The following is a 25,224-nucleotide window of genomic DNA, read 5'->3' as shown; positions in this document are numbered from 1 at the left end:
TCTATTTCAATGAATCAAAGCCACGCCGAATAATTGCGGCCATAAATTTCCGCCGTTGCTGAAGGAAATCTTGGTATGGCAACACTTCCCAATCTTTAGGTAATGCATGATATACATGCATCGATTCCCAAGCTTCATCACTAAAGCGAGGTCGAATTTTCGGTACATAATCTTCTGGAGCTGTATCGCTAATATTGATGTTGTCAGGCCATTCGATGAGTGCAAAGTTGGCTTGCTGATTGATTATTTTCAGATCACTGATGCCTTGTCTTTCCAGCCAGGCTCTCGGGAAAAGATGATGGCGTTCTAATGGTTTTTTATTTGCTTTTAGTGATGGATCGAGTAATTCAGGCACTTTTTTGTGCGAGAAAAGAACTGGGGCCGATAGTTTGTTCTGTGCAGCTATGTAGGCGAACAACTCGGGATTCCTGGCTGATGAACTCTCCAAATTGGCAGGAAGTGTTATTCCCCAAAAATCATTCGTCAACTCCGAAACCATTATATCTTCCAAAACATTGATAAATAGATCACCATCCTTCGCCACACGCACTCGGTTCAAGTCACTATCCATTGCCGATTCTGGTGAATTGCTATATCTTCCAGTCAAAGAACTGAAGAAAAACCAGCGGCCAATTAGGCGTTGCAAGATATGTTCAGCAACATTAAAGCGTTTTTTTCCTATCAAGTAAAAGGCATAAGCATAGAGCAACGCATTCTTAGAGGAGATCATTTGACCACCACGGAAACCGGCACCTACAAGACTGCTTAGAAACTGATGCCAGTTTGTGATATTCAACACTTCAACCTGCGCCGCCTGCAGCACTTTAAACTGGGATTCGCGTTTATCAGCCGAAAACTCGCCAGTATCCATGTCCTTGCCGCGTAACACCTGATAAACACTTTTGAGCCGACCGCGCCAGAAGCCGTAGGCAATAGATACTCTGAGCAATTGGTCAGGATCTGGTTGTATGAAATAGTTAAACGGCGAAGCACCGCTGCCTTGATTGGGTATTTTGCGGGATTGTCGGCAAAAATCTTCAAGTGCCTTGCGCCCTGTATCCCAAAAAACAGATAACAAAGTCAGAATAAAGTCTGCCTGGTTTAACTTCACGCCTTCACTATTGATGCGTACAAAAATATCTGCGACCTGTTCTTCATCAACTGATGGCGCAATTTCCAATGCCGTGAAAGGAAATATTTGCAAATCAAACAGGCGATCAAGGTTATGAGATATTGCTTCCTCTTCATCTTCAGTTAAAGGCGCTTTCTCGGATAGCCGTTGAATAAAATCATTTACCAGCTTTCTGCTTGATTTGCCGGATGACCAGATTTCAGAAATATTTGCAATCCACTCCGGATCACGGCGAATCGCAGCATCGGCCACATCAAACTTACTATCACGCGGTCGAAAAGCTACTTCAATCCGCCGCTCCTGATAGTCTTCATCGAGTACCGTTTGGCCGCGAAATACTGCGTAAAGCGAGGTAAGGCGCTGTTGACCATCCACAATGAGCAATGACGGTACATGATGCACCTTGTCACCGGTTCCAATCTGCTTAACGCCTTGTACAGCCTGGTTAGCCCAGAACAACAAATAACCAACAGGAAAACCTCTATACATCGAATCAAATAAATCACGGACTTTCGCGTTAGACCACACAAAAGGACGCTGAATGTCAGGTAAACCGATGTCGCCAATGTCAATGTAATGCAGTAAACCTGCAAGATCGTAATCAACGCGTTTGAAACATGTTTTTAATTCGCTCATATATTCACCGATAACCTTTCACTAATTGCACTTATTACTTGAACCCAAATTATCTTTTCATTCTGAAATCGCATTCAATATCTTCAGCTTAAGCGACTCGTCGCTTTCTTCTTCCAGCAAATGCGCAGTGATGATTTCCTGTAACAGCGCTTTATCGATTCTACCGGCGGCAACATGGTAGCTGATGTTCTCCATTTCTCGCAGAAAACTGCTGGTGCAGTACATATAACCGTTGAACAGCAATATTTGCGCACATAGCGTTATCGCAATCCGTTTATTACCGTCTTGAAAACAGTGAAATTTGCAGGCGCTGAAAAACAAATGTGTCAGTTTGTCTTCGAATGTCGGGTAATAGTCATCGTTTTGAATATTTTGCAGCACGCTCTCCAGTTTGCCGAGATCCAGATGTCCCAGCGTACCGCCGCCGCTTACTTCCACTGTTTTTGCATGAATCTCGATGGCTTGTTCCAGGCTCAGGTAGAACAATGCCACTATTCCCGCTCCTTCAGGCGTTTCATGACATCCTTGGCTTCTTCCAGCCGTTCAGTCAGTTCTTTGCTTTTCTCCCCAAGAAAACGTTCGTAATCCTCGCGCTGCACCGGTGTGACGTATTCCTTGAGCTGTAGATGCAATGCATCCCGGAACGCCAGATCACGGCTGGCCATCTTCACACGTGCTTTTTCGATCAACGGTTTCCAGTGCGCCTGCGATTCAAACGTTTTGAACAGACTATCGACTTCACTAATTGTTAACTTGCGTCCTTCTAGTACCGCTCGTTTTTGCAGCATGTCGCCAAAACCACTTTCATAGGCAGCAATCAGATCAAGCACTTCTGCATAAAAAGTGGCGCGAACGTTGTCCCGGTTATCAAGCTTTAAAATTTTACGGTACTCATTCGCTTTTTCACGGAAAATGCTGACATAAATCTTGTCGGTATAAACCGCATACTTGAAGTTTCCCATTGCCACGCAGTCCTTCAGCGCATCGGTGAATTGCTTGCGATAATTTTCCTCGACAAACGCGGAATGCAAAAAATCTTCATCACGCTGGTTAATGTACTTGGTGCCGCCGCCGGTGCGCTGGTTAATGGTATCAATAACAATATCGAGTATCGCCTGGCGCAACAATTTCGCCCGTTCGCTTTCTGAGATCAGCATCGCAAGATTGAGAAATGCACGAAAATCAAAAATACCCAGTTGTGGCGTCTTGCTGATGTTCCCGAAATCAATTTCGGGAACATGCCGCTCCTTGATAACTTCTTTAAATGATTTCAGTCGGTTACCCTTCAATACCTCATAACCGTTATGCAATAATTCCCGAGCATGCTGCTCAAGATAATTTTCAATCGTACGAAGCGTTACTTCGAAGAACGCCGCGACCTGCTCCTTGAGTAACACCGTCTTCCCTTCAAACACAACCCCCTGTATGCCTGCAGCTTTCTCAATTTCTGCCACGGCATAAGGATTATTGAGAATATTCTGCCGGTCGATGGTTGAATTGGTCAGGTCTTTGCTCATGAGACTTCCCCCCAGACACGGTTGGTGGTGGTTTTGATCTTATCTTCAAAAATATAAATCAGTTTTTGTTCGCTATCTCTATGAGCACCGGTACGGACTAACCAGATTGCCATATCAATTCTTCCTTGTTTTTTAACAAATACTAATTTAACAGTGTATTAAGCTTGGTTAATGCTTCTGAAATGATGCGTCCTTGTGTTTCAATATTCTGGATAATCTGCTGCGGTGTGCGGCTGTCGATTTTTGCAACGGCATTAGGATTAACGGCTTTCAGGTCAAATACAGCAGCATCAAGATCGGCGGCCTTGTTCTCCAGTTCCCGGATGGCTTTTTCTTTATCTCTGATCTGGGTTTCCAGTTCAGCAGTACCCGCCTGCTCTTTTTTTAAGCGTTTAAGCTTCTCTTTCAAGTCAATCACAGTTGCTTTAATTTGCGTGGCTTCATCCAATAATGGCTGCATCGCTTCACGCGCTTTTGCTCGCCGCGCTGTAAAATCAACTGTCCAGGAATAGCGGCTTTCACCTTCTTCCATGCCGTGATGTTTGAGCATCCGCGCATAACTCGGGAATGATTTGTCTGCATTCGCATTATCCTCGCGCCATTCAGCAGTCAGATTGTTTGGCAGTAGGTTATCGTCGAGTATTGACCCGTCACGATCAAAACCAAAATGTGCTAATGTCAGTGGCGTTTTTTTACCCACTTTCACATAAGAAAGATTGTCAATAGCGGAGCAAAAATGTACCAGATAGCGCGTTAAAAGTGTACCAGTAAAGTTAATAAAAAAGAGGAATTAATCCTCGGGTTTAGCGCTTTTATTTTTTATATTCCGGGGTTGAAATAAAGCGCAGTGTATTCCCCAACTACTCATTATTTTTTTTGGTGTTCTCCTTTCCTATAAGTGTGGAATTCATTGATTGTTTTTGTCGCTTCTTACTTGCAGCCAGGCGATACGATTCACCATTCATTTCCAGGATATGGACATGGTGGGTCAAACGATCCAGCAGTGCGCCGGTCAATCGTTCTGACCCCAGAACACTTGTCCATTCGTCAAACGGTAAATTCGATGTGACCAGGGTGGCGCCATGTTCGTAACGGCGACTAAACACTTCAAACAAGAGCTCTGCGCCTACTGCAGTAAATGGCACATAACCCAGTTCGTCGATGATCAACAATTTGGTGTTAGCCAGCTGTTTTTGCAATAGACGCAACCGTTTCTCATCACGCGCTTCCATCAATTCATGTACCAAAGCTGCGGCCGTCTTAAAGACAACGCTCAAACCTTTCTGACAAGCGGCCAGCCCTAAAGCTAACGCTGTATGCGTTTTGCCAACGCCCGAAGGCCCCAATGCAATGACATTTTCACGCTTGTCAATCCATTCGCAGCGCATCAGCTCTAATACCAACGATTTATTCAATTCTGGAATTGCAGTGAAATCGAAGGTATCCAGGCTTTTAATCACCGGGAATTTTGCCATACGTATACGCCGCTCAGTATTGCGTCGCTCACGGTCGATACGCTCAAGCTCACATAACCGTAATAAGTAACGCGCGTAATCAACACCTTCATTTGCGCATTCGATTGCAACCTTCTCATATTCACGAGCAAAGGTCGAAAGCTTCAATGCCTTGAAATGATTCTCCAGCAAAACCTGTGGTGTAACTGTCGTGGAAATCGATGTTTCATTCATAATGACTCTCCATTACAGGTTTTTGAGTTGCTTCGGATATTTGCAACAGGCTTAAGTACGTCCTAGGTTCGGTGGGTAGTACATTGGCATTGGGTAGATAGGGGTAACACGTCAGATCGAGTTTCGCTGGCCGTTGTTCAATTGCACACAGAATCAGATGCTTGATCGCGTCAAATCCAATTGAACCCAAATCAATCGCTTTTTTTATCGCATGTTCAACTTGCGCTTGGCTAAAATTCTCCAGTAGCCGCAAAACCTGGATATATTCCTTGCGACCACGCCGTTCCAACCGCGCTTCAAGCAATCGGCGCAAACGATCAAATACTTCGGGCAGCACCCAATCCTGGAGGGGCGCCGCCTGATCCAATGCGCGCGGCTTTTGTTCCAGCAATGCCAAATAATGCAGCGGGTTATAGATGAATTCTTCCCGGCCATAGCTGCGTTGATGTCGTGCAATGGTGTCCGCACCCAGACAAATATCAACATGATCAACGTAACCTTTGACCAGCACTTCCCGATGACCGTACTGAGTGGGTACCGAGTAGTCGTTGGTTCGATAGCGCACCAGAGACAGAGAAGATACACGAGTCGAAATCTTGTGGCATGCATCAAACTCAGCTGCAGGCAATGCCATGAGTGCAGCAGCATCACGCTTCATACGCTCAGCAATGGTTTCAGTTTGCCCACGTAGCTTAGCTTGTTGGCGTTTGATACAACCGTCCAGCAACCTGGTGTTCAAGGCATCAAAATTATCAGCTATCGGCAACGGCACCATGAAATGGCGACGATTGAAACCAACCATGCCTTCAACATTGCCTTTATCATTACCCCGCCCTGGACGTCCAAATTTGTCTTCAAACAGATAATGACTTTGCAGTTCACTGAATGCTTTAGTCCGCTTACGCTTGCCATCACCCAGTATTTTAGCGACGGCGAGCCTGGTATTGTCATATAAAATAGATTGCGGCACACCACCTAAAAACGCAAATGCAGCAACATGCCCATCCAGAAAGGATTCGGTATCTTCCGTCGGATAGGCTTTGACAAAGCAGCCGTCCGAATGTGGCAGATCAAGACAGAAATAATGAAACCGTACCAGCTTGCCACCAATATAACCGTCAGCTTCGCCAAAGTCTACCTGAGCGTGGCCAGGTAAATGGACCAGCGGCATAAACATCTCCTTCTGCTGAATCTTGGCTTTATAAACATAATTACGCACAATGGTATAGCCGCCAGTGAATCCATGTTCATCGCGCAATCGCTCCAATATCCGGGTTGCCGTATGACGTTGTTTGGGATGAACTGTTTTATCAGCTTCAAGAATGGCATCTATAATGCCAGTGAAAGCGGCTAGCTTTGGTGAAGCAGGAGAACTCTTGCGCCGGTAACCTGGCGGTACCGCATATTGACACATCTTCTTAACAGTCTCGCGGTGAATACCAAAATAACGCGCGACTTCTCGCTCGCTTTTGCCTTCAACCATCACCGCCCGTCGTATTTTTACATATAGTTCCACTGAATACATCCTTTCGCCTTTCACTTGGTGCTAAACGCATCAGCTTACAGGCATCAGACTGGCACACTTTTATTCCGCGATATTCGCAAAATCTTGTGCGCTTCAGTGGTACATTTTTACTCCGCTATTTACACGAACCGCTGTTGCCTGCAATCTGCAACCAGCGGAAGTATTGCTCGCCACTGGTGCGCTGATACTTATCCGGATGAATAAGCTGTTGATCACCCAGGCCTTCCAGTGCCTTCAGTGCTTCCTGCCGGCGGCCAAAAAATAATGGTGCATCCTTCCTGCCAAAGGTACTCAAACCCAAAAAAGGACAACCGTCGAATAAGGCGATGCTGTTGCCAACCGGGTGGGGTTTGATGGCTTCGAGTAACTTGTGCGGTAGCGGTTCGGGAAAATTCCAGTGGATCGCTTGAAATGACTTCAGAAACGATGGTATTGATGCCGCTGAAGCATCTTCCAGTAAGATCGGAAAAATTGACAGTGGCCTCATATCTTCAGCTTTTGCGTAATGCCGCCGCAATGCCACATGATATTCCGCACTCACCCAGCGCTGCACACCATCTTTACCAATCAACAGCACAAACGCAGTGCAGTGCTCCAGCGCCTTTTCCAGTTCGCTTACCCATTGATCACCGGGGTAAATATCATCTTCATCACGAAATACGCTGAACCCTGATTTTTCCAGCTCGGAACGCAACTGGATACATGCTTCACGGTCTGCGCGGCTATAGCTGATGAATACCTGCTGATTTGAGGATAATGAATTGTTATTGTTTGCCATGAAAAATAAAAATCTTTCTTCGCGTAATGGTAATCAATGTACGGTAAGCGAACTGCTGTAGCAGTATAACATCGACGCTTGATATATGTTCAGGTAGCGGTCGCCCCAAAGAAACCCATAAAACCCGCGTAACAGCGGGTTTTTGATTGATTTTGTTGGCCATTCCGGTGTTTTATTATCCACGTACATCCGCAAGTTTATAGCGGTAACTCTAAAGCTGTGATCCTATCTGCTGTCCCTCATACAGCACCTCACCATCTGATTCGGCTTGAATTCCGTCTTGCCGAGCTAAAAATAACTCGCACTTTTTGCTAATTCAATGGAAGTAATAGCCGCTAAGATTTGCCGTTAATATTAAGTCTATCCATCACTTGCCGCCATTGTTAGTAGAGCAAACAAAGTTACCGGATAAACCATTACTTTTCTCACAACCTCCGCGAAAATATGCAAAGGCATTCAAAACAGATGACTAGACAAAGAATATTATTTATTTTCATTGCTTTCCTGATTTTATCAGCTTGTTCTGACAAGCAACCGGGATTGCCCGTATTATCCACTAATGCAGTTATCCTGGCCTATGGCGACAGTCTCACCGCCGGCAATGGTGCGCCGCCAGCACAGAATTATCCGAGCCTGCTGGCAGAAAAATTACAGCGTACCGTTATTAATGCGGGCGTACCGGGTGAAATTAGCGAAAACGGTCTGAAACGCCTTCCCACCTTGCTGGACAAACACCAGCCGACATTACTGCTTTTATGCCATGGCGGCAATGACATGATACGCAAGCTGGGCAAGAATGAATTAGAGAAGAACCTCAGAGCCATGATTGACGAAGCGATCAGCCGTGAGATAAGTGTCGTGCTAATCGGTGTTCCAAAGCCGGGAATCTTCCTTGAAAGCCTGGACATTTACGACCAAATCGCTGCCGAATACAATTTACCGATTGAGCGTGAAATTGTGCCAAAAGTGTTGGCTGATAATGCCTTAAAATCAGATTTGATTCATCCGAACGCACGTGGATATGCTTTGATGGCTGATTCGATCTATTTGCTCTTGCAAAAGAACGGGGCCATTTAAGCGATGGCGGACTCGATGATGTGATGTGGCTACACTAAACCGGCATGAACAGTTCACTGATCAAGGCTGACCATACCATGTGGAGCGACCACCACCATGGCAAAACCAGGAAACCTTTCGCTACCAGCTTTCAGAGCGGGCTCGCCCCTGTCTCGCGCACCATGTCACGGGTTGTAACACGGCCCATGATCCTGCACATAATCCTGGATTTTAACAACCAAGTCCGACAAAGCAGATAAGGCATTTTTCTCTCGTTCCACTTTCGTGGCACGCCGGCGCTTCTGTTGCTGCAAAGCGCGAATAAAATACATCATCCACGGCTGCCGGTTTCGCGGGCATAGCACAGCCAAGTAACAAGCTCGATCATCCGGCGTGGCGTATCAAAAGGCGGCGCCGTTTCGAACACAACACCGATCATTTTTCCATCAGCGTCAAATGTGTCGACATCATTGCGCACGGGTTTTGTATTCACCGCGATGCCGCTCGTCTTTCTCGCTATAACGTAGAAGATCACGGTGGAGCTGCTTGATATGATTTTCGGTGACAGGAATGTCTTGCCAGGCCTGGAAGATCGACTCCATGACTTCGGCATAACCGGCAACTTCTTGCTCATCACGGGTGTCAAATTTTTTGATTTCCAGCCGACCTAATAGACGCTCCACTTCACGATCACTGAGTTTGCTTCCTTCGATACGGTTGGAAGAACCGATACTCACAATCGTTGCGATGCAGCGCAAAGCCTTTAGCTGATCTGGTGCCAGTGTGCCAAGGGCACGCCAGCCCCTTGAACTCGTCAATTTCGAATAACAGGGCCAATAATTCGTGGGTAAGCGGGATAGTGTCAGTTTTGATCACACCTGAATATATACCGGATTACACCGGAATAGCAACCGGAATAATTACCGAATTATGCCGGAATAAATAAAGTGTGTACGCAGTGTTCAGTGCACTGAATTTAGTGCATGCCGGACAAAAAAGTGGTTTCACTAAGCTAATGAAGTATTATGTTTTGATGTTATTAACGGACTACGTTAATATACATTCATGATTAAAAGCTATCACAATAGAGAAACGGAACATGCACACAAAGGAATATTTTCCAAGAAAATTCCCAGTGAAATTGCCAAACGGGTAAAAATGAGACTCGACAGAATCAATGCCGCCCACGAGATTAATGACTTGAGAATTCCACCTTCTCACAACCTCGAATCACTCTCCGGTGACCGCAAAGGACAATACAGTATTCGTATTAATCACCAGTGGCGCATCTGCTTCAGATTTGAAAATGGAGATGCTTACGATGTTGAGATAGTTGACTACCATTAAAGGATTAAATAATGACGACAATAACCGAACCTATTCACCCCGGTGAACATCTTGCCGAGTTCATTGAAGAATACGGAATTACTCAATACCGACTTGCAAAAGAAATTCACGTGCCAGCACGTAGAATCAATGAAATCATTAAATGCGTTCGCAGTATTAGTGCTGATACTGCTATCAGGCTTGGCCTGTATTTCGGCAACAGTCCGCAATTCTGGATCAATTTACAGACAAACTATGATATCGAAATAGCCAGCAAGAAAATATCGGAAACAATAAATCCAATATCTGCGCAAAAATAATGCGTTATCAAATCTATACCGTACGATTGTCAAAAAGCATCAAAAATTTTCCAATTTTTGAACCAAATAGGCGTTTATTTTTTTCAGTCAGTAATTCCAAGCACTTGTTCTAAATAAATTTCCTAAAATTACCAACCTGCCGATTACTGGAAAAAACTCAATGCCGATTAACATGTTATAGGTTATGAGTAAGATCTAATTAGTGGCCAATACATCAAGATACTCTACTTTCACCTTGGATAATCCTTGTTTGTCCAAACCGATTTTTTTTGCTGCGCCATAGGATAAATCAATTAACCTGTTTTTCTTAAAAGGACCGCGATCGTTCACAACGACATTAACAGAGCGTCCATTACGCAGGTTGGTAACCTTGACTTTGGTGGGCAATGGTAAGGTTTTATGTGCTGCTGTCAAACCGTGTGGGTTAAACCGCGTTCCCATAGCTGTCCGATTGCCGGATTCCGAACCATACCATGAAGCAATACCTGTTTCGCTATAACCAACTGCTGTACGTATTGGATGATATCTCTGGCCTCTCACTGTATAGGGTCTGTTATATGGCGCATTTACATTTTCATGTATTTGCGGTGCCTGAATGGTTGTTGTTTTCGGCATAGGCGCTCTGAAGGGTGTAGTGCACCCTACAAATAGACTGGTAATTAAGACAAGCATGACTCCAAAAATAACTTTATGAGTCCACTGAGTAGGCGGATCCAATAGAATTGATGGATTCAGTCGTTTTGTTTGATATTGTGTATTCAAAATTCTGTTGGTAGATATAAGATTCATAGAATAATGCTCGCTTTTTTAAATCGAGTTTAAATTAAACTCCGATTATTTTTTGGTTTTAACAATAATATTGATTTAACCTGTAAATTATTTTTTACTACAGGTTAGGCAATCAAATCAAGTTAATTTCTAACACACAGCTTACTACTATTCAATGTTTCAGACTGTTTTGTTTTGACAAACCGAGGTAAATCTTATGTAGTTTAGTAATTTGAGCTTTTAGAAAATCGATATTTTTATTGTTGACTATAATATCGTCTGCCTTTTGCAAACGATTCTGGCGGCTGATTTGGGATGCCATGATGGCTTTAACTTCTTCGGCGCTTATTTTGCTGCGCGTAATGGTGCGTTCAAGTTGTAAGTGCTCGTCGCAGTCGATGACGAGAATACGTTGGATCAAATGATTGTAATCTCCCGTTTCGAATAACAGTGGAATAGCCACAATTATATAAGGCGAGTGACTTTGGTGGATGCGCCGAGCGGTTTCTTTAAGAATAAGCGGGTGCAACAGGTTTTCCAGCTTAGTGCGTTGGTGGTTGTCGGCAAATACCAATTGGCGCATTTTTTTTCTATCTAGCGCGCCATTGGCGGTGATAAATTCACCGCCAAACTGGGCGTATATTTGCGATATGGCAACACCATCAGGTTGCGTTAACTCATGAGCAATCTGGTCGGTATCAATTACATCGATACCCAGATCCATAAAAATTTTACTGGCGATGGATTTGCCGCTGCCGATTCCTCCTGTTAGGCCAACGACAAATGTCACCGATCAGAACAATCCAAAATAAGCATGGTTGATCTCTTGTCCCCAGAATAATGCGATCAGCGCACCACCCGCCAGGTAAGGACCAAACGGTATCATAACGCTTTTGTTGAGTTTGGCTGCAATAATCAGTCCAACACCGACAACTGCACCAACCAGTGATGACAAGAGTATAACGAGCGGTAATAAACTCCATCCGAGCCAGGCGCCTATAGCAGCCAGCAGTTTGAAATCACCATAGCCCATGCCTTCCTTTCCGGTAGCCAATTTGAATATCCAGTAAATTATCCACAACGATAAATATCCTGCAACTGCGCCAATAACAGCGGATTGCAGATTCGTAAAACCATCATGCATATTGTAAAGTAAACCCAACCACATCAATGGCAATGTAATATCATCTGGCAGTAACTGCGTATCGATATCAATAGCCGCCAAAGCGATGAGCGCCCAAACAAAAATTAACGCAGCTATCATCAAAAAACCAAAACCAAAATGCCAGGCAATAAAACCACTCATCATGCCGGTAATAATTTCAACAAGCGGATAACGAAATGATATCGGTGCGTGACATTCTACACAACGACCACGTAACACAAGATAACTGAAGATGGGAATATTTTCCCAGAAAGCGATTTTATGATGGCAAAGCGGGCATGCCGAGCGGGGCGTAACAATATTAAATGTCGGCAATGATTCAACCGGTTCACCTCTAAATTCCGCGCACTGTTGATGCCAGCTTCTTTCCATCATTTTAGGCAGACGGTAAATGACGACATTGAGGAAACTGCCCACCATTAATCCAATAATTGTAGTGAACGTGATCAAGAATGAAGGTGATTGCTGCAGCTGAGTGATCAATGACATGCCAATATTGAATATACGTTAAATATTGTAAATTTACCTGCAGCCCAGATTTTAACCTCAGACCGCAGGCAAAGAGAAATTTTTATAATTTTTTGCTGTGCTTAATTGATTGCCATACCCATTTTAAAGATTGGCAAATACATGGCAACAACCATGCCGCCAATTAAAGTGCCAAGCACAACCATAATCATCGGTTCCATCAAACTTGATAATGCTTCGACTGCATCATCTACTTCTGCTTCAAAAAAATCAGCTATTTTGCTTAACATGGAATCCAGTGAACCGGCTTCTTCTCCAATGGCAACCATTTGCAGCACCATGTGGGGAAACAATTCCGTGCCTGTCATAGACGAAGTTAGTGAATTACCAGTACTAACTTCGACCTGAATTTTCTTGGTGGCTTCATAATAAACATAATTGCCGGCGGCGCCTGCAACAGAATCAAGTGATTCAACGAGTGGCACGCCTGCGGCAAACATTGTAGAAAGCGTTCGAGACCAGCGTGCAATGGTTGCCTTGCGAATCACTTCGCCAAAAATTGGTAACCTGAGCGTCAGCCTATCCATAACACGCTGCACGGCTGGTGAACGTTTCCAAATATAAAGAAAGGTATAGATACTACCACCCAGGGATCCAAAAATAGCCCACCAATAATCCACAAAGAAATCGGAAATCGACATAATGATCAGCGTCGGTGCTGGCAGATCAGCACCAAATCCGTCGAATAGCTCTTTAAATGAGGGGATAACAAAAATCATCATGACCGCGGTAATTACAAAGGCCACGACAATGATGGATAGTGGATAAAACAACGCAGATTTGATTTTTCCTTTGATTGCCTGGATTTTCTCTTTATAGGTTGCCAGTCGATCAAGCAGGGTATCTAGAATACCTGCTGCTTCGCCAGCGCCAACCAGATTGCAAAATAAGTTGTCAAAATAAAGCGGATACTTTCGGAACGCATCGGCTAAATTTGTACCCGTTTCCACATCGGTTTTAATATCCATTAACAACTTGCTCATGGCTCGATTGCTATGACCTTTTCCAACGATATCAAATGCTTGCAGCAACGGAACGCCAGATTTCATCATGGTAGCCAATTGGCGCGTAAAAAGTGTTATGTCTTTATCAGTAACTTTTCCACCAGATTGATTGACCTTTTTGACTTTTGTAACTTTGATGCCTTGACGGCGCAATGTGGATGAAACAACCACGGATCCGGCTGCGCGCATTTCACCCTTAACCTGCTTTCCGTTTTTATCCTTACCTTCCCATGAAAAATTAATTTCCTTAACTTTCTTTTCTGTACGTGCTGTAACAGCGCCCATATTTACTCCTTAAAGCCGGGGATATTCACATTAAATTCAAGAACTAGTCAGAATTGATCTGATCAATTGTTGAGTAAACGGCACAGTGCGGTAAATCACTTAGGTACTGTGTCAATATTTTCCTGACGCCGGTAAGCGAAAACCCTATAATCCCGAGAAAATGCTACACTTAAGCTATTTTTTGATATGACATATAGTGATGAAGATTTATTGCTTCCGGTGCTGTCGTTACTTGAGGCACGCGTATTAGGCGTACTGGCAGAGAAACAACATACTGTTCCAGATATTTATCCTTTGACATTGAATGCACTAATTTCTGGTTGCAATCAAAAATCCAGTCGTGATCCCGTTATCAACGCTTCTCATACAGAAGTGGAGGAAGCAATAGAAAATTTGAAACAGATGTCGCTGGTAGGTGAGTCAAGCGGCGGGCGTACGGCGCGCTTTTCACATAATATTGAACGTGTTCTAAAAATACCCTCACAGTCAGTTGCATTGATAGCGTCATTAATGCTGCGTGGACCACAAACTGCAGGTGAATTGCGTATTACCAGTGAACGGCTTCATAAATTTGCTGATATCTCATCGGTTGAAAGTTTTTTGGAGGAATTGGCTGAGAGAACGGATGGAAGTCTTGTGGTGAAGTTGCCACGCCAATTGGGAGCACGAGAAAATCGCTGGATGCATCTGCTTTCAGGAACGCCTAAAATTAAGGAAGATACCCATTTAACCCATAAAGATCAGGCTAATAATATTGTGTCAAATTACGAATTTAAAGCATTGCAATCGGATATCGCCCGCTTAGAGACCGAAGTAGCAACGTTACGAAAAATAGTTGAAAATCTTTCAGCACAGTTGGGATTGGATATAAATTCTTAAAATAATAGAAATCCTGTGATTTTGTTATGAATAAACCATGTACTGTTTTATCTAACATACAACTTGGGTTTTGTGAACTACCTAACAGAGTTGTCATGGCGCCTTTGACACGCAGTCGCGCTGGCAAGGGAAATGTACCAACAACTCTTAATGCACATTATTATGCACAACGTGCTGGTGCAGGTTTAATTATCACCGAAGCATCGCAAATTTCGCCTGAAGGAGCAGGATATCCTTCCACTCCCGGAATTTATAGCACCGATCAGGTATCCGGTTGGCAGCGTGTAACTGAAGCAATTCACGCTAAGAATGGTCATGTGTTTCTACAATTGTGGCATGTTGGACGTGTTTCACATCCTTCCATGCAACCGAATGGCGCTCTGCCTTTGGCTCCCTCTGCGATAAAACCAGTTGGACAAGCGGTTACTTACACTGGACATCAAGATTTTGTAACACCCCACGCACTAAAATTGGATGAAATTCCAATTATTATCGAACAGTATCGCAAAGGTGCTGAAAATGCAATGATAGCCGGTTTTGATGGCGTTGAAATTCATGGAGCAAACGGATATTTACTGGATCAATTTTTACGTGATGGCACTAATCATCGGAGTGATGCATACGGCGGTTCGCTTGAGAAGCGTTCACGGTTGATGCTGGAAGTTGTCGAAGCAGTTTGCTCTGTATGGGGTGGAAATCGTGTTGGTATTCGTTTATCGCCTTTGCAACCGTTTAATGGCATGTATGATTCTGACCCGGAGAAAACATTCAGCTTTGTGATAAAACAACTCAATCAGTTTAATTTAGCTTATTTGCATATAACTGAAATCGGCAAGGAATTTCCTGATGCAGCTGGCCCTGCTTTTGACTTAGCCAAGTTGCGACTTATCTGGAAAAGTATTTTGATAACCAATGGTAATTATGATTTGGAATCTGCAAATGCAATTCTGGCTAACGGAGGAGCCGATATGGTTGCTTTTGGCAGGCTTTTTATCGCAAACCCTGATTTGCCATTGCGGTTTGCTAAAAAAGCATCATTGAACAAGCCAAATCCTGAAACCTTTTATGGTGGTGATGAAAGAGGCTATAGTGATTACCAATTCCTAAATGCTTAAATCAATTCTCGTGTAGAGACAGCTTTTGAGGTGTAACATTCAACGACTCCATTTATAAAGCATGAGACATACTACTCGATTGGGTGGAAGTCGTTTTCATACTGTAACCTCAGAACCGTGTTAACCCAACACAATACAAGTCAATTTCTACCAATAGCAGCATTATTATTTGGTGCTTTTATCTGGGGATTAGTATGGTACCCGATTCGAGTATTGGAAAATGCTGGAATCAGCGGTGAAATTACCACTACCATTACCTATTTTATCGCTTTACTAATCGGACTGATTTTGTTCCGAAGACATATCTATTACAACGTTATCTTCAACGGCAATGCACATTTACTATTTTGGATATGCTTTTTTGCTGGTTGGGCGAACATCGCTTACATTCTGGCTGTAATTTTTGGGGAAATAGTTCGTGTATTGTTGTTATTCTACTTGGCGCCGCTATGGACAATTTTCTTTGCCAGATTCTTGTTAGATGAAAAGTTAAGTGTGTCTGGTTATGCCGTGATGGTCCTCACGGTACTGGGTGCGATAGTTATGCTTTGGCAACCGGAAACACATATTCCACTGCCTGCTACTTTTGGTGACTGGATGGGATTGTTGGGCGGTATAATGTTTGCGTTAGTCAATGTTCTTATTCGTAAGGACCAATCCCATTCCATTCAGTTGAAATCAATCGCGATTTGGCTCGGTGCAACTCTAGTTGGACTTGGGTGCAGTATCATTTTAGCTTCACCACTGAACATTCCAGAAATCACACTACAAGCGTGGTTGATCTTGCTCGCTGTCGGAATATTAATGTTTATTTTGAGTGTTGTCATCCAATATGGCCTTACATATATTCCGGCAAATCGCGCCATTATTTTTTTAATGTTTGAATTGGTAATTGCCACTGCAGCTGCTTACATACTTGCAAACGAGATACTAACGTGGCGCGAATTGGCCGGTGGTGTAATGATTATTTCTGCAAGTTTGTTTTCCACAAAATTGTATCCATTTTCAGCATAACACTACATTGAATTATAAAAAGCGATTTTTACAACTTTCATTCAGAATTCGTTCAGGTAAATTAGATGACAATTTAATTAAGTTTTTTAATATACCGCCGTTAAGTGGAACATGGATATGACTTCCATCGCGACGATTCATTAATAATGAGTATTTTTTGTATTTGTTTGAAACTGAGTTTAATTGGAGCACAGAATGCCAGATAAAAATCTAAAATTCTTGGTAGTGGATGATTTTTCCACAATGCGTAGAATTGTTCGTAATTTATTGAAGGAATTAGGTTTTATAAATGTTGACGAAGCCGAGGATGGTGCTGTAGCACTACGAAAACTTCAAGACGGCAACTATGATTTTGTAGTGTCTGATTGGAACATGCCGAACATGGATGGACTTACAATGTTACAAACAGTGCGGGCAGATGAAAGACTGCGCAAAATACCGGTGCTAATGGTGACTGCCGAAGCCAAAAAAGAAAATATCATAGCAGCCGCACAGGCTGGCGCAAGTGGCTATATTGTAAAACCATTCACTGCTGCTATTCTTGATGAAAAATTAAATAAAATTTTCCAGAATATGGAAAGTAAAGTTTCGGCCTAAAATTTATTTTGGCATCCAGTTTATAACGAACCAGTGAGTCTACAAATGAATACCGATTCTCTTATTCGGGAAGAAATTGATATGCAATCTTCTAAAAAGACACTTGATGAATCTGATTTTATGGAGTTGGCTAGAATTGCTGAAATGGGAATAGCAGAAGAACAAGCAAATTCAGCAGAGTTTCAAGCCAAGCGAGATAGTTTGCTACAAGATGCTGGCATTGAAGACCCAACTAAAAAAAACAAAGACAACCATATGGAAATGGAAAGTGCTGAAACGATAATTACAAATTCGACAGAAGAAATGTCGGACTCAGTTGATAATTCAGAACTGGATTGCGTCATGCAGCATAGTATTTCCAATAAATGCGGGGAGCTTATGGCTAATCAAGACAGCCGTAACCATTTAGAGATTCCTGAAATTGACGAGATGACTACTGCAGAAGTGGCCAACGAAGTTGAAGCGATAACTTCTGCTGTGAATGTATCTCAGGATACGAATGACCGACAAGGATGTGAAGAATCAACTGAAACACTACAGAATAATGCTGGTCTTGTTCCAATTCCTGACAATGTGCTCATGGACGCGGTTGAAGAAATAACACACTCAACTGTTGAAAAAACACTAGAAGAAAATGTCTCAGATGAGGCGATTGCAAAGGATAACCCTGTAGATAAAAAAATTATTGATCAGGTAGGTCATTTGACAAGAAATTTACATAACAGTCTTCGTGAACTTGGGTATGATAAAAGGCTACAATCGTTTGCATCCGAAGTGCCTGAAGCGCAGGATAAACTTTCCTATGTAGCGAGCAAGACCGAACAGGCGGCAGACAGAACCTTAAATGCGACTGAAATAGCGATGCCAATTCAGGAAAAGCTTTCTATAGAAGCAACTCAGTTATCAGAAAAATGGGTGAAAGCATTTGAAGAACAAAAAGAACAACCGGATACCGAAAAATTCAAACTGCTGCTTATTGAAACGCTCAGTTATATTGACAAAATACCCGAACAAGCTGATGCAACAAATGCACAATTAATGGAAATTATGATGGCACAGGATTTTCAGGATTTAACGGGACAAGTAATTAAAAAAATTACATATATGGTGCAACGACTTGAGCATGATCTTGTTCAGCTATTACTTGCCAATGTTCCGCCTACTAATAAACCACTAGCTTCAGAGGAAGGATTAATGAATGGCCCGGTAGTTAATCCCGAAAAATCGCCGGATACCTTAAACAATCAAGACCAGGTGGACGATCTTTTAGCCAGCTTGGGCTTCTGATTTTTTACAGACAATGTGAGCAAAAACCAATAATTAAGTTGGTTTTTGCTCACATGATGATCACATCATATTGTTCTTGAGAATAGGTTTCTTCAACTTGCAGGCTGATTGGTTTGGCAATAAAATCGCCCAATTGCGCAAGACTCTGGGATTCTTCATCAAGAAATAAATCAATGACTTGCTGAGACGCGAGAATTCGAAATTCATTCGCATTAAATTGTCGGGATTCACGTAATAATTCGCGCAGAATTTCATAGCAAATCGTTTGTGCAGTTCTTATCTCTCCACGTCCGCCACAAGTTGGACAAGATTCACAAAGTATATGCGAAAGACTTTCTCGCATCCGTTTGCGTGTCATTTCGACGAGCCCTAGTGGACTGAAATCATTGACAGTCATTCGAGTTCGATCTTTTGAGAGTGCCTTTTTGAATTCTCTTAGCACAGCATTCTTATGTTCATCAGAATCCATATCGATGAAGTCGACAATGATAATACCGCCAATATTACGCAAACGAAGTTGTCGGGCAATTACCTGGGCAGCTTCTAGATTCGTTTTAAAGATGGTGTCATCAAAATTACGTACACCGACAAAACCACCCGTATTAACATCCATGGTCGTTAGCGCTTCAGTCTGGTCTATGATGACATATCCACCCGATTTCAAATTAACACGTTTAGCCAGTGATTTCTGAATTTCGTCCTCAACCCCATAAAGGTCGAACAAAGGGCGCTCACCCGTATACAATGTTATACGATCAGCCATATTGGGCATATAACTGCGTGCAAATTCGGCCAAACGTTGATAGTTCTCGCGAGAATCTACTTGTATATGTGAAGTACTTTTATTTACAAAATCGCGCAGCACCCTGTGACTTAGATCCAGGTCTTGATATAACAATACAGGAGCTGCAACTGTTAAAGCGGTTTCTTGTATATCCCGCCATAGCTTATGCAGATACTCGATGTCCGCGCGAAGATCATCCTCATCAGCTGCTTCTGCCATTGTTCGAATGATGTAGCCACCTGTCTCGTTGTCTGGCAAAACATGCATTAATTTCTGGCGTAACAGTTCACGTTCTTCATCGTCTTCAATTCGTTGTGAAATTCCAATATGAGATTCTTGCGGAAGATATACCAGCATTCTCCCTGCAAGACTGATTTGAGTAGACAGGCGTGCACCTTTCAGTCCAATGGCATCTTTGACGACCTGAACAAGAATGTTATTACCCTCAAAAAGTAATTTTTCGATCGGTTTCGCCAATTCGCCATTATGGCTGGATTCCCATATATCAGCCACATGCAAGAAAGCAGCACGCTCAAGCCCTATATCGATGAAAGCCGATTGCATGCCAGGCAGAACACGACTAACACGTCCATTATAAATATTGCCAACAATACCACAGCAGCTTGTTCGTTCAATATGCAACTCTTGGGTAACACCTTGTTCCAGTATAGCTACTCGTGTTTCTTGGGGCGTGATGTTGATCAGAATTTCGTTATCCATAAAAGATTAATGCAACTCGAAACGAATGCGCGGGCTTAATGGTTGGATTTACGTGCAAAAGCAGATGATTTTACTTAAATATTTCTATTCCCACTTCTTCCAATAACTGTGATGTTTCAAATAAAGGCAAACCTTTAACACCACTGTAACTGCCGCAAATTTCAACTATAAAAGCAGCGGCTAGGCCTTGAATAGCATAAGCGCCCGCCTTATCATATGCCTTGTCATAACTGATGCAGTAGCGCATTTCTTGCGGGGTTATCTCACGAAAACGAACAGTTGTTGTTGACAGTCTGATTTGAATCTCATTTTTATACACAACACCAATGGCTGTTAGCACCTGATGTGAGCGACCAGAAAGAGAAGTCAGCATTTCCTCTGCATGCGCTTGATTTTTTGGCTTTCCTAAAATACATCCATCCAGCGAGACAACCGTATCTGCTACCAGGATGGGTAATAGCGGCAACTGTCGTTGTGTCAAACGCAACCAGCCTGCTTCTGCCTTTGTGTTGGTTATGCGATAAACATAATCGTTAGGTGATTCATTTTGTAGCGGTGTTTCATCAATATCGTTTGGTCGACTCAAGGTTTCGCGCATCAGAAGAATTTTGTATTTTACCCCTATTTGCTTAAGCAATTCGCGCCTGCGTAAACTACGTGATGCGAGGTAGATCCGGTTTTCAGGGAAAGCCATAGTGTGAGTAATCTCGGAATAATGATTTTAAAATGAAATTTCTTGTTCTGACATTATATGCGATGATACGGATGATTCTTGATCAATGATACAGCACGATACAATTGCTCTATCAATAGTACCCGAACCAGCGCATGAGGAAAAGTTAGTCTGGAAAGTGAAAAAATATCTTTGGTTGATGTTTTAATTTCACCATGCAATCCATCCGCACCCCCAATAATGAAAGCAACATCTCCACCTTCTTGCATCCATTTCCGTATATTATTGGCTAGTTCTGCCGTTGTCCAATGCTTGCCATGCTCGTCCAATACAATATGCCGACACCCGGAAGGTAGTGCCTCTTTTATCCGTTGACTTTCGGCTAATAGTATTTGTTCTTTATTCTTACTGCCGATTCTCTTCTCAGGCTTGATTTCGAGCAAATGAATTCTGGTCTCTTGGAAAAGACGTTTCTCGTATTCGGAGAATGCAGTATTAATCCAATTTGGCATCTTATTCCCCACGGCCAGGATATAGAACTTCATATAAACCTATCTACAAAAAATAAAACATCTAATACTATACTATGAAACCAAGGCTGAAATTATCCCAATATCTAACAGTTTCATTATTTACACACAGAGAATTATAGAACCGGAATCACATAATTGATCAATAGCGCTAGCACTCTTTCAACTTGATAATGCCGGGTACAACCCTATCGTGGTGTTTTGCAACAAGGCGCAGTGCAAAGAAAAGGGTTATTTCTTTCCCGTATTCAAAATTCAAGCGCCTGAAGAAATTTCATTAATGAAGAACAAAACGGTACAGGAAACAAAATCAGCGGCTATTCGTTGATTATCCCGGCACCCTGATAGACTGCTTAAAAGCATTACTTACAGCAACGGCTCCGAGAATGTGCTGCATCAGGAAATCAATGAAAAACTGGGCATTCAGTCTTATTTCTGCGAGCCATACCATAGCTGGGAAAAAGGTTCAGTAGAACAGGTGAACGGTTTAATCAGGTGATATTTACCAAAACACTGACTCTAACAAAATCACAACTGCTGAAATTAATCGTATCGAAAAATTAATCAACAATCGTCCACGAAAATGTCTGAATTACAAAACTCCCTACGAAATGTTTAGGCTAGCTTATGGTGCATTTGAAGGTTGAATGTGGCGACTCTAATTTTGCCAATTTTCTTCGCAACCCCAATCTTCTTAAATTCTTAATCCTAGCATTTTACTGATTTGTTGAGTTTTGGCATACCAAACTCCATTGATATGGATTGGAGGAATTTTTTCTCCTTCACGATAAGACTGTGACAGCTTCTTCTCGCATAAGACTGGGAAGTCCATTTGTAGCAATCGCCACATCTGTTGGAAAAACTAGCGATTTTTCATTGATTTATTAATTGGACTTAACTATAAAAGAGTAAAAAAATTAAACGAGTTGGGCTTGATCAATCACTCAATCTCAGTAGATCGCCCTGTTGATTACAACCCCAAATTTATCCACAGATTATCAATCCGTTCTTTTATTGCCTCATCCATCACAATCGGCGTTCCCCATTCACGGTTGGTCTCTCCTGGCCATTTGTTGGTGGCATCGAGTCCCATTTTCCCGCCGAGGCCTGAGATCGGGCTAGCGAAATCGAGGTAGTCGATCGGGGTGTTCTCGACAATGAGCGTGTCGCGTGCGGGATCGACGCGGGTGGTGATGACCCAGATAACTTCTTTCCAATCGCGGATGTTGACGTCATCGTCGGTGACGATAATGAATTTGGTATACATGAATTGGCGCAGAAAGCTCCAAATGCCGAACATCACGCGCTTGCTGTGTCCGGCGTATTGTTTTTTCATGCTCACCACTGCCATGCGGTACGAACAGCCTTCGGGCGGCAGGTAGAAGTCGGTGATTTCGGGAAATTGTTTTTGCAGCAATGGCACAAACACTTCGTTTAACGCGACACCGAGAATTGCAGGCTCGTCGGGCGGTTTGCCGGTGTAGGTGGAATGATAAATCGGATCGCGCCGCATCGTAATGCGCTCGATGGTAAAGACAGGAAAGGTTTCCTGTTCGTTATAGTAGCCGGTATGGTCGCCGTACGGGCCTTCGAGCGCGGTTTCGTCTGGATAGATCGCGCCTTCGAGCACGATTTCAGCGCTCGCGGGCACCTGCAGATCGTTGCCGATGCATTTAATCACTTCCGTTTTGGAACCGCGCAGGAGCCCGGCAAACTGGTATTCGCTCAAGGTGTCCGGAACGGGTGTTACCGCGCCGAGTATCGTCGCCGGATCAGCACCCAATGCCACGGCGATGGGATACGGTTGGCCGGGATTTTTCAGGCAGAATTCGCGGAAATCAAGCGCGCCGCCGCGATGTGCGAGCCAGCGCATGATGACTTTATTCGGTGCAATCACCTGCTGGCGGTAAATGCCGAGATTCTGGCGGGTTTTGTTCGGCCCGCGCGTCACCGTCAGTCCCCAGGTGATCAGCGGCGCAATATCGCCTGGCCAGCAAGTTTGAATGGGTATTTTACCGAGATCAACCTGATCGCCTTCCCAGACGATCTCCTGACACGGCGCGCTAGTCAACACTTTGGGCGCCATGTTCAAGACCTGTTTAAGTACCGGCAGTTTTGCCCAGGCATCTTTCAGTCCCTTCGGCGGATCGGGTTCTTTCAAATAGGCCAGCAGCTTGCCGACTTCGCGCAACGCTTCAACGGACGCCTGCCCCATGCCCATCGCAACCCGTTTCGGCGTGCCGAACAGGTTGCCAAGCACCGGCATGGCATGACCTTTGGGCTTTTCAAATAGAACCGCAGGCCCCTCGGCTTTCAGAATACGATCGCAGATTTCAGTCATTTCGAGTCTGGGATCGACTTCAACAGAAATACGCTTGAGTTCGCCGATGGCTTCGAGTTGTGCGATAAAATCACGCAGGTCTTTATATTTCATGGTATCTGGTTACCGAATCAGAAAATCGAACGCAATACCGATAAACACCACCATGCCGACATAATTGTTGTGCAGAAATGCTTTAAAGCACAGCGCCCGGTCGCGGTCGCGAATCAGGGTATATTGATAGCCCATCAAACCCACAGCAATCAACAATCCGGCGTAATACGCCATACCCATGGCCTGCAGTTGTCCGATATAAATCATAATGGCGATAAACAAGGCATGGCAAATCATCACGCCAGCCACATCAAAACGCCCGAAAGTAATGGCGGATGTCTTGATACCGATTTTCAGATCGTCCGGCTTGTCAACAATCGCATACGCGGTGTCATACGCGATTACCCAGAAAAGATTAGCCAGCATCAATATCCAGATGATCGAAGGCAGCGCATTTGTCTGCGCAGCGAATGCCATCGGAATGCCAAAACTGAATGCAATGCCCAGATACGCCTGCGGCATGGCGAAAAACCGTTTGGTAAACGGGTAGGAAGTCGCCAGAAACAATGCAGGCACCGAAAGCGCTATTGTCAACAGATTGAGCGGCAATATCAGGATAAATGCAACAAGACTCAAACCCGCAGCGAGCAGCAGCGCTTCTTTGGAACTGACCAGCCCGGCCGCCATCGGTCTGGCTTTAGTACGTTCGACATGCGGATCTATTTTACGGTCAGCGAAATCATTCATCACGCAACCGGCTGAACGCATCAAAATGGTGCCCATGACAAAAATAAACAAAACATGCCAATCGGGGAAACCCTGCGCCGCAAACCACAGCCCCCACAGCATCGGCCACAGCAGCAGTAAAATGCCGATGGGCTTGTCCAGCCTCATCAGGCGCACATAAAGTATGAATCGGTTTGTTTGGCCGGATTGGGCGGAAATCATAACAACGTTAAATCCAGGATATCAGGTAAAAATACTTCAGTCACCAGAATCGATTGACCTTGCAAAGTAAACAGCGATCGTCTTGCCCATAGGTGAGTTGGTTTGTCCTTCAATCGCAACACAGCACGGTCAAATAAAAAATGTCCCCTGCGGACTTTTTTGAATTCGAGCGGCGTGCGTTTTATTCTGGGGTTGGTGAACAGCATACTGCCTAACGACCGGTTACCAAGGCCATTCAAACTGCGCCATGCGCCACGCAGGTTCTTGCGCTGTACAACCGAATGCGCAAATACGACCGGTTTGTCGCAGCAGTACAAGTAAACTTCCCGCACTACCGCCAATTCATCCGGACGCAGTCTCATTTTAATCAACTCGTCACCATTTACGCGCGCAAGTTCCTGAAACACAGGTTCAACGTAAAACTGCGCACAACGCTCCTGAATGCGGCGAGTGAGCGATCCACGGTCCTGCAGCCAGTAACGCATTCGGGGAGAAATGACACTTAATGCCGGAAGCCACGCCAGTGGATGCGCAGTATTTAGTTTATCCACGATAAGCCACCAAAGTTACCGCAT

General features: G+C 43.8%; 28 protein-coding genes. 8 read left to right on the top strand and 20 right to left on the bottom strand.

All coding sequences use genetic code 11. From position 1 onward, the window contains the following. Position 1: 1 nt before the first annotated feature. The 7 genes from MRK00_11095 to MRK00_11065 all read right to left on the bottom strand — a co-directional run bounded on the left by MRK00_11095 (position 2) and on the right by MRK00_11065 (position 7,276). Positions 2-1,768: a DUF262 domain-containing protein gene (locus tag MRK00_11095; GenBank protein ID MDR4517918.1), complete on the bottom strand. Its 1,767-nt coding sequence runs from the start codon at positions 1,766-1,768 to the stop codon at positions 2-4. Between the two features lie 57 nt (positions 1,769-1,825). Then, the gene (locus tag MRK00_11090) at positions 1,826-2,260 is read right to left on the bottom strand and encodes a type II toxin-antitoxin system death-on-curing family toxin (GenBank protein MDR4517917.1); all 435 of its coding nucleotides are present in this window, start codon (positions 2,258-2,260) and stop codon (positions 1,826-1,828) included. Then, on the bottom strand, positions 2,260-3,285 hold the full coding sequence (locus tag MRK00_11085; protein MDR4517916.1) for a hypothetical protein: 1,026 nt from the start codon (positions 3,283-3,285) through the stop codon (positions 2,260-2,262). Before MRK00_11085 ends, MRK00_11090 begins: the two co-directional genes overlap by 1 nt. A gap of 142 nt (positions 3,286-3,427) precedes the next feature. Then, on the bottom strand, positions 3,428-3,991 hold the full coding sequence (locus tag MRK00_11080) for a hypothetical protein (GenBank protein ID MDR4517915.1): 564 nt from the start codon (positions 3,989-3,991) through the stop codon (positions 3,428-3,430). 154 nt (positions 3,992-4,145) lie between these two features. Then, complete coding sequence (istB, locus tag MRK00_11075; GenBank protein MDR4517914.1) at positions 4,146-4,973, bottom strand: IS21-like element helper ATPase IstB; 828 nt, start codon at positions 4,971-4,973, stop codon at positions 4,146-4,148. Continuing rightward, positions 4,966-6,498, bottom strand: coding sequence for an IS21 family transposase (gene istA, locus MRK00_11070; protein MDR4517913.1), 1,533 nt, complete (start codon positions 6,496-6,498; stop codon positions 4,966-4,968). Before istA ends, istB begins: the two co-directional genes overlap by 8 nt. 115 nt (positions 6,499-6,613) lie before the next feature. Continuing rightward, positions 6,614-7,276, bottom strand: coding sequence for a toll/interleukin-1 receptor domain-containing protein (locus MRK00_11065; protein ID MDR4517912.1), 663 nt, complete (start codon positions 7,274-7,276; stop codon positions 6,614-6,616). A 465-nt stretch (positions 7,277-7,741) separates the two neighbouring features. On the opposite strand from MRK00_11065, the gene MRK00_11060 reads away from it, so the two are divergent. Further along, positions 7,742-8,353: an arylesterase gene (locus MRK00_11060; GenBank protein ID MDR4517911.1), complete on the top strand. Its 612-nt coding sequence runs from the start codon at positions 7,742-7,744 to the stop codon at positions 8,351-8,353. Positions 8,354-8,517: 164 nt separating this feature from the next. On the opposite strand, the gene MRK00_11055 is transcribed toward MRK00_11060, so the two are convergent. From MRK00_11055 to MRK00_11045, 3 genes are read right to left on the bottom strand one after another with little or no spacing between them, the layout of a single operon-like run. Further along, positions 8,518-8,667: a hypothetical protein gene (locus tag MRK00_11055; GenBank protein MDR4517910.1), complete on the bottom strand. Its 150-nt coding sequence runs from the start codon at positions 8,665-8,667 to the stop codon at positions 8,518-8,520. Continuing rightward, on the bottom strand, positions 8,664-8,825 hold the full coding sequence (locus MRK00_11050) for a hypothetical protein (protein ID MDR4517909.1): 162 nt from the start codon (positions 8,823-8,825) through the stop codon (positions 8,664-8,666). The genes MRK00_11055 and MRK00_11050 overlap by 4 nt, the downstream gene beginning before the upstream one ends. Beyond that, entirely contained in the window at positions 8,800-9,150 is a 351-nt protein-coding gene (locus MRK00_11045) for a hypothetical protein (protein ID MDR4517908.1), read from the bottom strand. The genes MRK00_11050 and MRK00_11045 overlap by 26 nt, the downstream gene beginning before the upstream one ends. A gap of 247 nt (positions 9,151-9,397) precedes the next feature. Here MRK00_11045 and MRK00_11040 point away from each other — a divergent pair, with 247 nt between their 5' ends. After that, on the top strand, positions 9,398-9,679 hold the full coding sequence (locus tag MRK00_11040; protein ID MDR4517907.1) for a type II toxin-antitoxin system RelE/ParE family toxin: 282 nt from the start codon (positions 9,398-9,400) through the stop codon (positions 9,677-9,679). Between the two features lie 11 nt (positions 9,680-9,690). Further along, positions 9,691-9,978, top strand: coding sequence for a HigA family addiction module antitoxin (locus MRK00_11035; protein ID MDR4517906.1), 288 nt, complete (start codon positions 9,691-9,693; stop codon positions 9,976-9,978). 195 nt (positions 9,979-10,173) lie between these two features. Here MRK00_11035 and MRK00_11030 read toward each other — a convergent pair whose 3' ends face one another. The 4 genes from MRK00_11030 to MRK00_11015 form a co-directional block, all read right to left on the bottom strand. Then, complete coding sequence (locus MRK00_11030; protein ID MDR4517905.1) at positions 10,174-10,593, bottom strand: septal ring lytic transglycosylase RlpA family protein; 420 nt, start codon at positions 10,591-10,593, stop codon at positions 10,174-10,176. A 325-nt stretch (positions 10,594-10,918) separates the two neighbouring features. Beyond that, a complete protein-coding gene (coaE, locus tag MRK00_11025; GenBank protein MDR4517904.1) occupies positions 10,919-11,536 on the bottom strand; it encodes a dephospho-CoA kinase in 618 nt (205 codons plus the stop codon). A 3-nt stretch (positions 11,537-11,539) separates the two neighbouring features. After that, positions 11,540-12,400 (bottom strand): A24 family peptidase, encoded by an 861-nt coding sequence (locus MRK00_11020; GenBank protein ID MDR4517903.1) that lies wholly within the window; start codon positions 12,398-12,400, stop codon positions 11,540-11,542. Positions 12,401-12,501: 101 nt separating this feature from the next. Then, entirely contained in the window at positions 12,502-13,728 is a 1,227-nt protein-coding gene (locus MRK00_11015; GenBank protein MDR4517902.1) for a type II secretion system F family protein, read from the bottom strand. A 186-nt stretch (positions 13,729-13,914) separates the two neighbouring features. Here MRK00_11015 and MRK00_11010 point away from each other — a divergent pair, with 186 nt between their 5' ends. The 5 genes from MRK00_11010 to MRK00_10990 all read left to right on the top strand — a co-directional run bounded on the left by MRK00_11010 (position 13,915) and on the right by MRK00_10990 (position 18,620). Then, complete coding sequence (locus tag MRK00_11010; GenBank protein ID MDR4517901.1) at positions 13,915-14,607, top strand: YceH family protein; 693 nt, start codon at positions 13,915-13,917, stop codon at positions 14,605-14,607. 26 nt (positions 14,608-14,633) lie between these two features. Next, positions 14,634-15,722, top strand: coding sequence for an alkene reductase (locus MRK00_11005; protein MDR4517900.1), 1,089 nt, complete (start codon positions 14,634-14,636; stop codon positions 15,720-15,722). A 117-nt stretch (positions 15,723-15,839) separates the two neighbouring features. Then, on the top strand, positions 15,840-16,736 hold the full coding sequence (locus MRK00_11000) for a DMT family transporter (protein MDR4517899.1): 897 nt from the start codon (positions 15,840-15,842) through the stop codon (positions 16,734-16,736). 195 nt (positions 16,737-16,931) lie between these two features. Further along, positions 16,932-17,333 (top strand): chemotaxis response regulator CheY, encoded by a 402-nt coding sequence (gene cheY / locus MRK00_10995; GenBank protein ID MDR4517898.1) that lies wholly within the window; start codon positions 16,932-16,934, stop codon positions 17,331-17,333. 45 nt (positions 17,334-17,378) lie between these two features. Beyond that, the gene (locus tag MRK00_10990; GenBank protein MDR4517897.1) at positions 17,379-18,620 is read left to right on the top strand and encodes a protein phosphatase CheZ; all 1,242 of its coding nucleotides are present in this window, start codon (positions 17,379-17,381) and stop codon (positions 18,618-18,620) included. A 49-nt stretch (positions 18,621-18,669) separates the two neighbouring features. Here MRK00_10990 and rng read toward each other — a convergent pair whose 3' ends face one another. The 6 genes from rng to MRK00_10960 all read right to left on the bottom strand — a co-directional run bounded on the left by rng (position 18,670) and on the right by MRK00_10960 (position 25,134). After that, positions 18,670-20,124, bottom strand: coding sequence for a ribonuclease G (rng, locus tag MRK00_10985; GenBank protein MDR4517896.1), 1,455 nt, complete (start codon positions 20,122-20,124; stop codon positions 18,670-18,672). A gap of 70 nt (positions 20,125-20,194) precedes the next feature. Continuing rightward, positions 20,195-20,818, bottom strand: a complete 624-nt coding sequence (locus MRK00_10980; protein MDR4517895.1) for a Maf family nucleotide pyrophosphatase — start codon at positions 20,816-20,818, stop codon at positions 20,195-20,197. Between the two features lie 53 nt (positions 20,819-20,871). Then, positions 20,872-21,342 carry a 23S rRNA (pseudouridine(1915)-N(3))-methyltransferase RlmH gene (gene rlmH, locus MRK00_10975; GenBank protein MDR4517894.1) on the bottom strand — a complete coding sequence of 157 codons (471 nt, stop codon included), beginning with the start codon at positions 21,340-21,342 and terminating at the stop codon, positions 20,872-20,874. Between the two features lie 955 nt (positions 21,343-22,297). After that, positions 22,298-23,761: a 4-hydroxy-3-polyprenylbenzoate decarboxylase gene (gene ubiD / locus MRK00_10970; GenBank protein ID MDR4517893.1), complete on the bottom strand. Its 1,464-nt coding sequence runs from the start codon at positions 23,759-23,761 to the stop codon at positions 22,298-22,300. Positions 23,762-23,770: 9 nt separating this feature from the next. Beyond that, a complete protein-coding gene (gene ubiA / locus MRK00_10965; GenBank protein MDR4517892.1) occupies positions 23,771-24,595 on the bottom strand; it encodes a 4-hydroxybenzoate octaprenyltransferase in 825 nt (274 codons plus the stop codon). Positions 24,596-24,645: 50 nt separating this feature from the next. Continuing rightward, complete coding sequence (locus MRK00_10960; protein MDR4517891.1) at positions 24,646-25,134, bottom strand: chorismate lyase; 489 nt, start codon at positions 25,132-25,134, stop codon at positions 24,646-24,648. Positions 25,135-25,224 lie beyond the last annotated feature (90 nt).

This window comes from Nitrosomonas sp. (genome assembly GCA_031316255.1).
Classification (GTDB): domain Bacteria; phylum Pseudomonadota; class Gammaproteobacteria; order Burkholderiales; family Nitrosomonadaceae; genus Nitrosomonas.
This window is presented reverse-complemented; position numbering and strand designations above follow the sequence as displayed.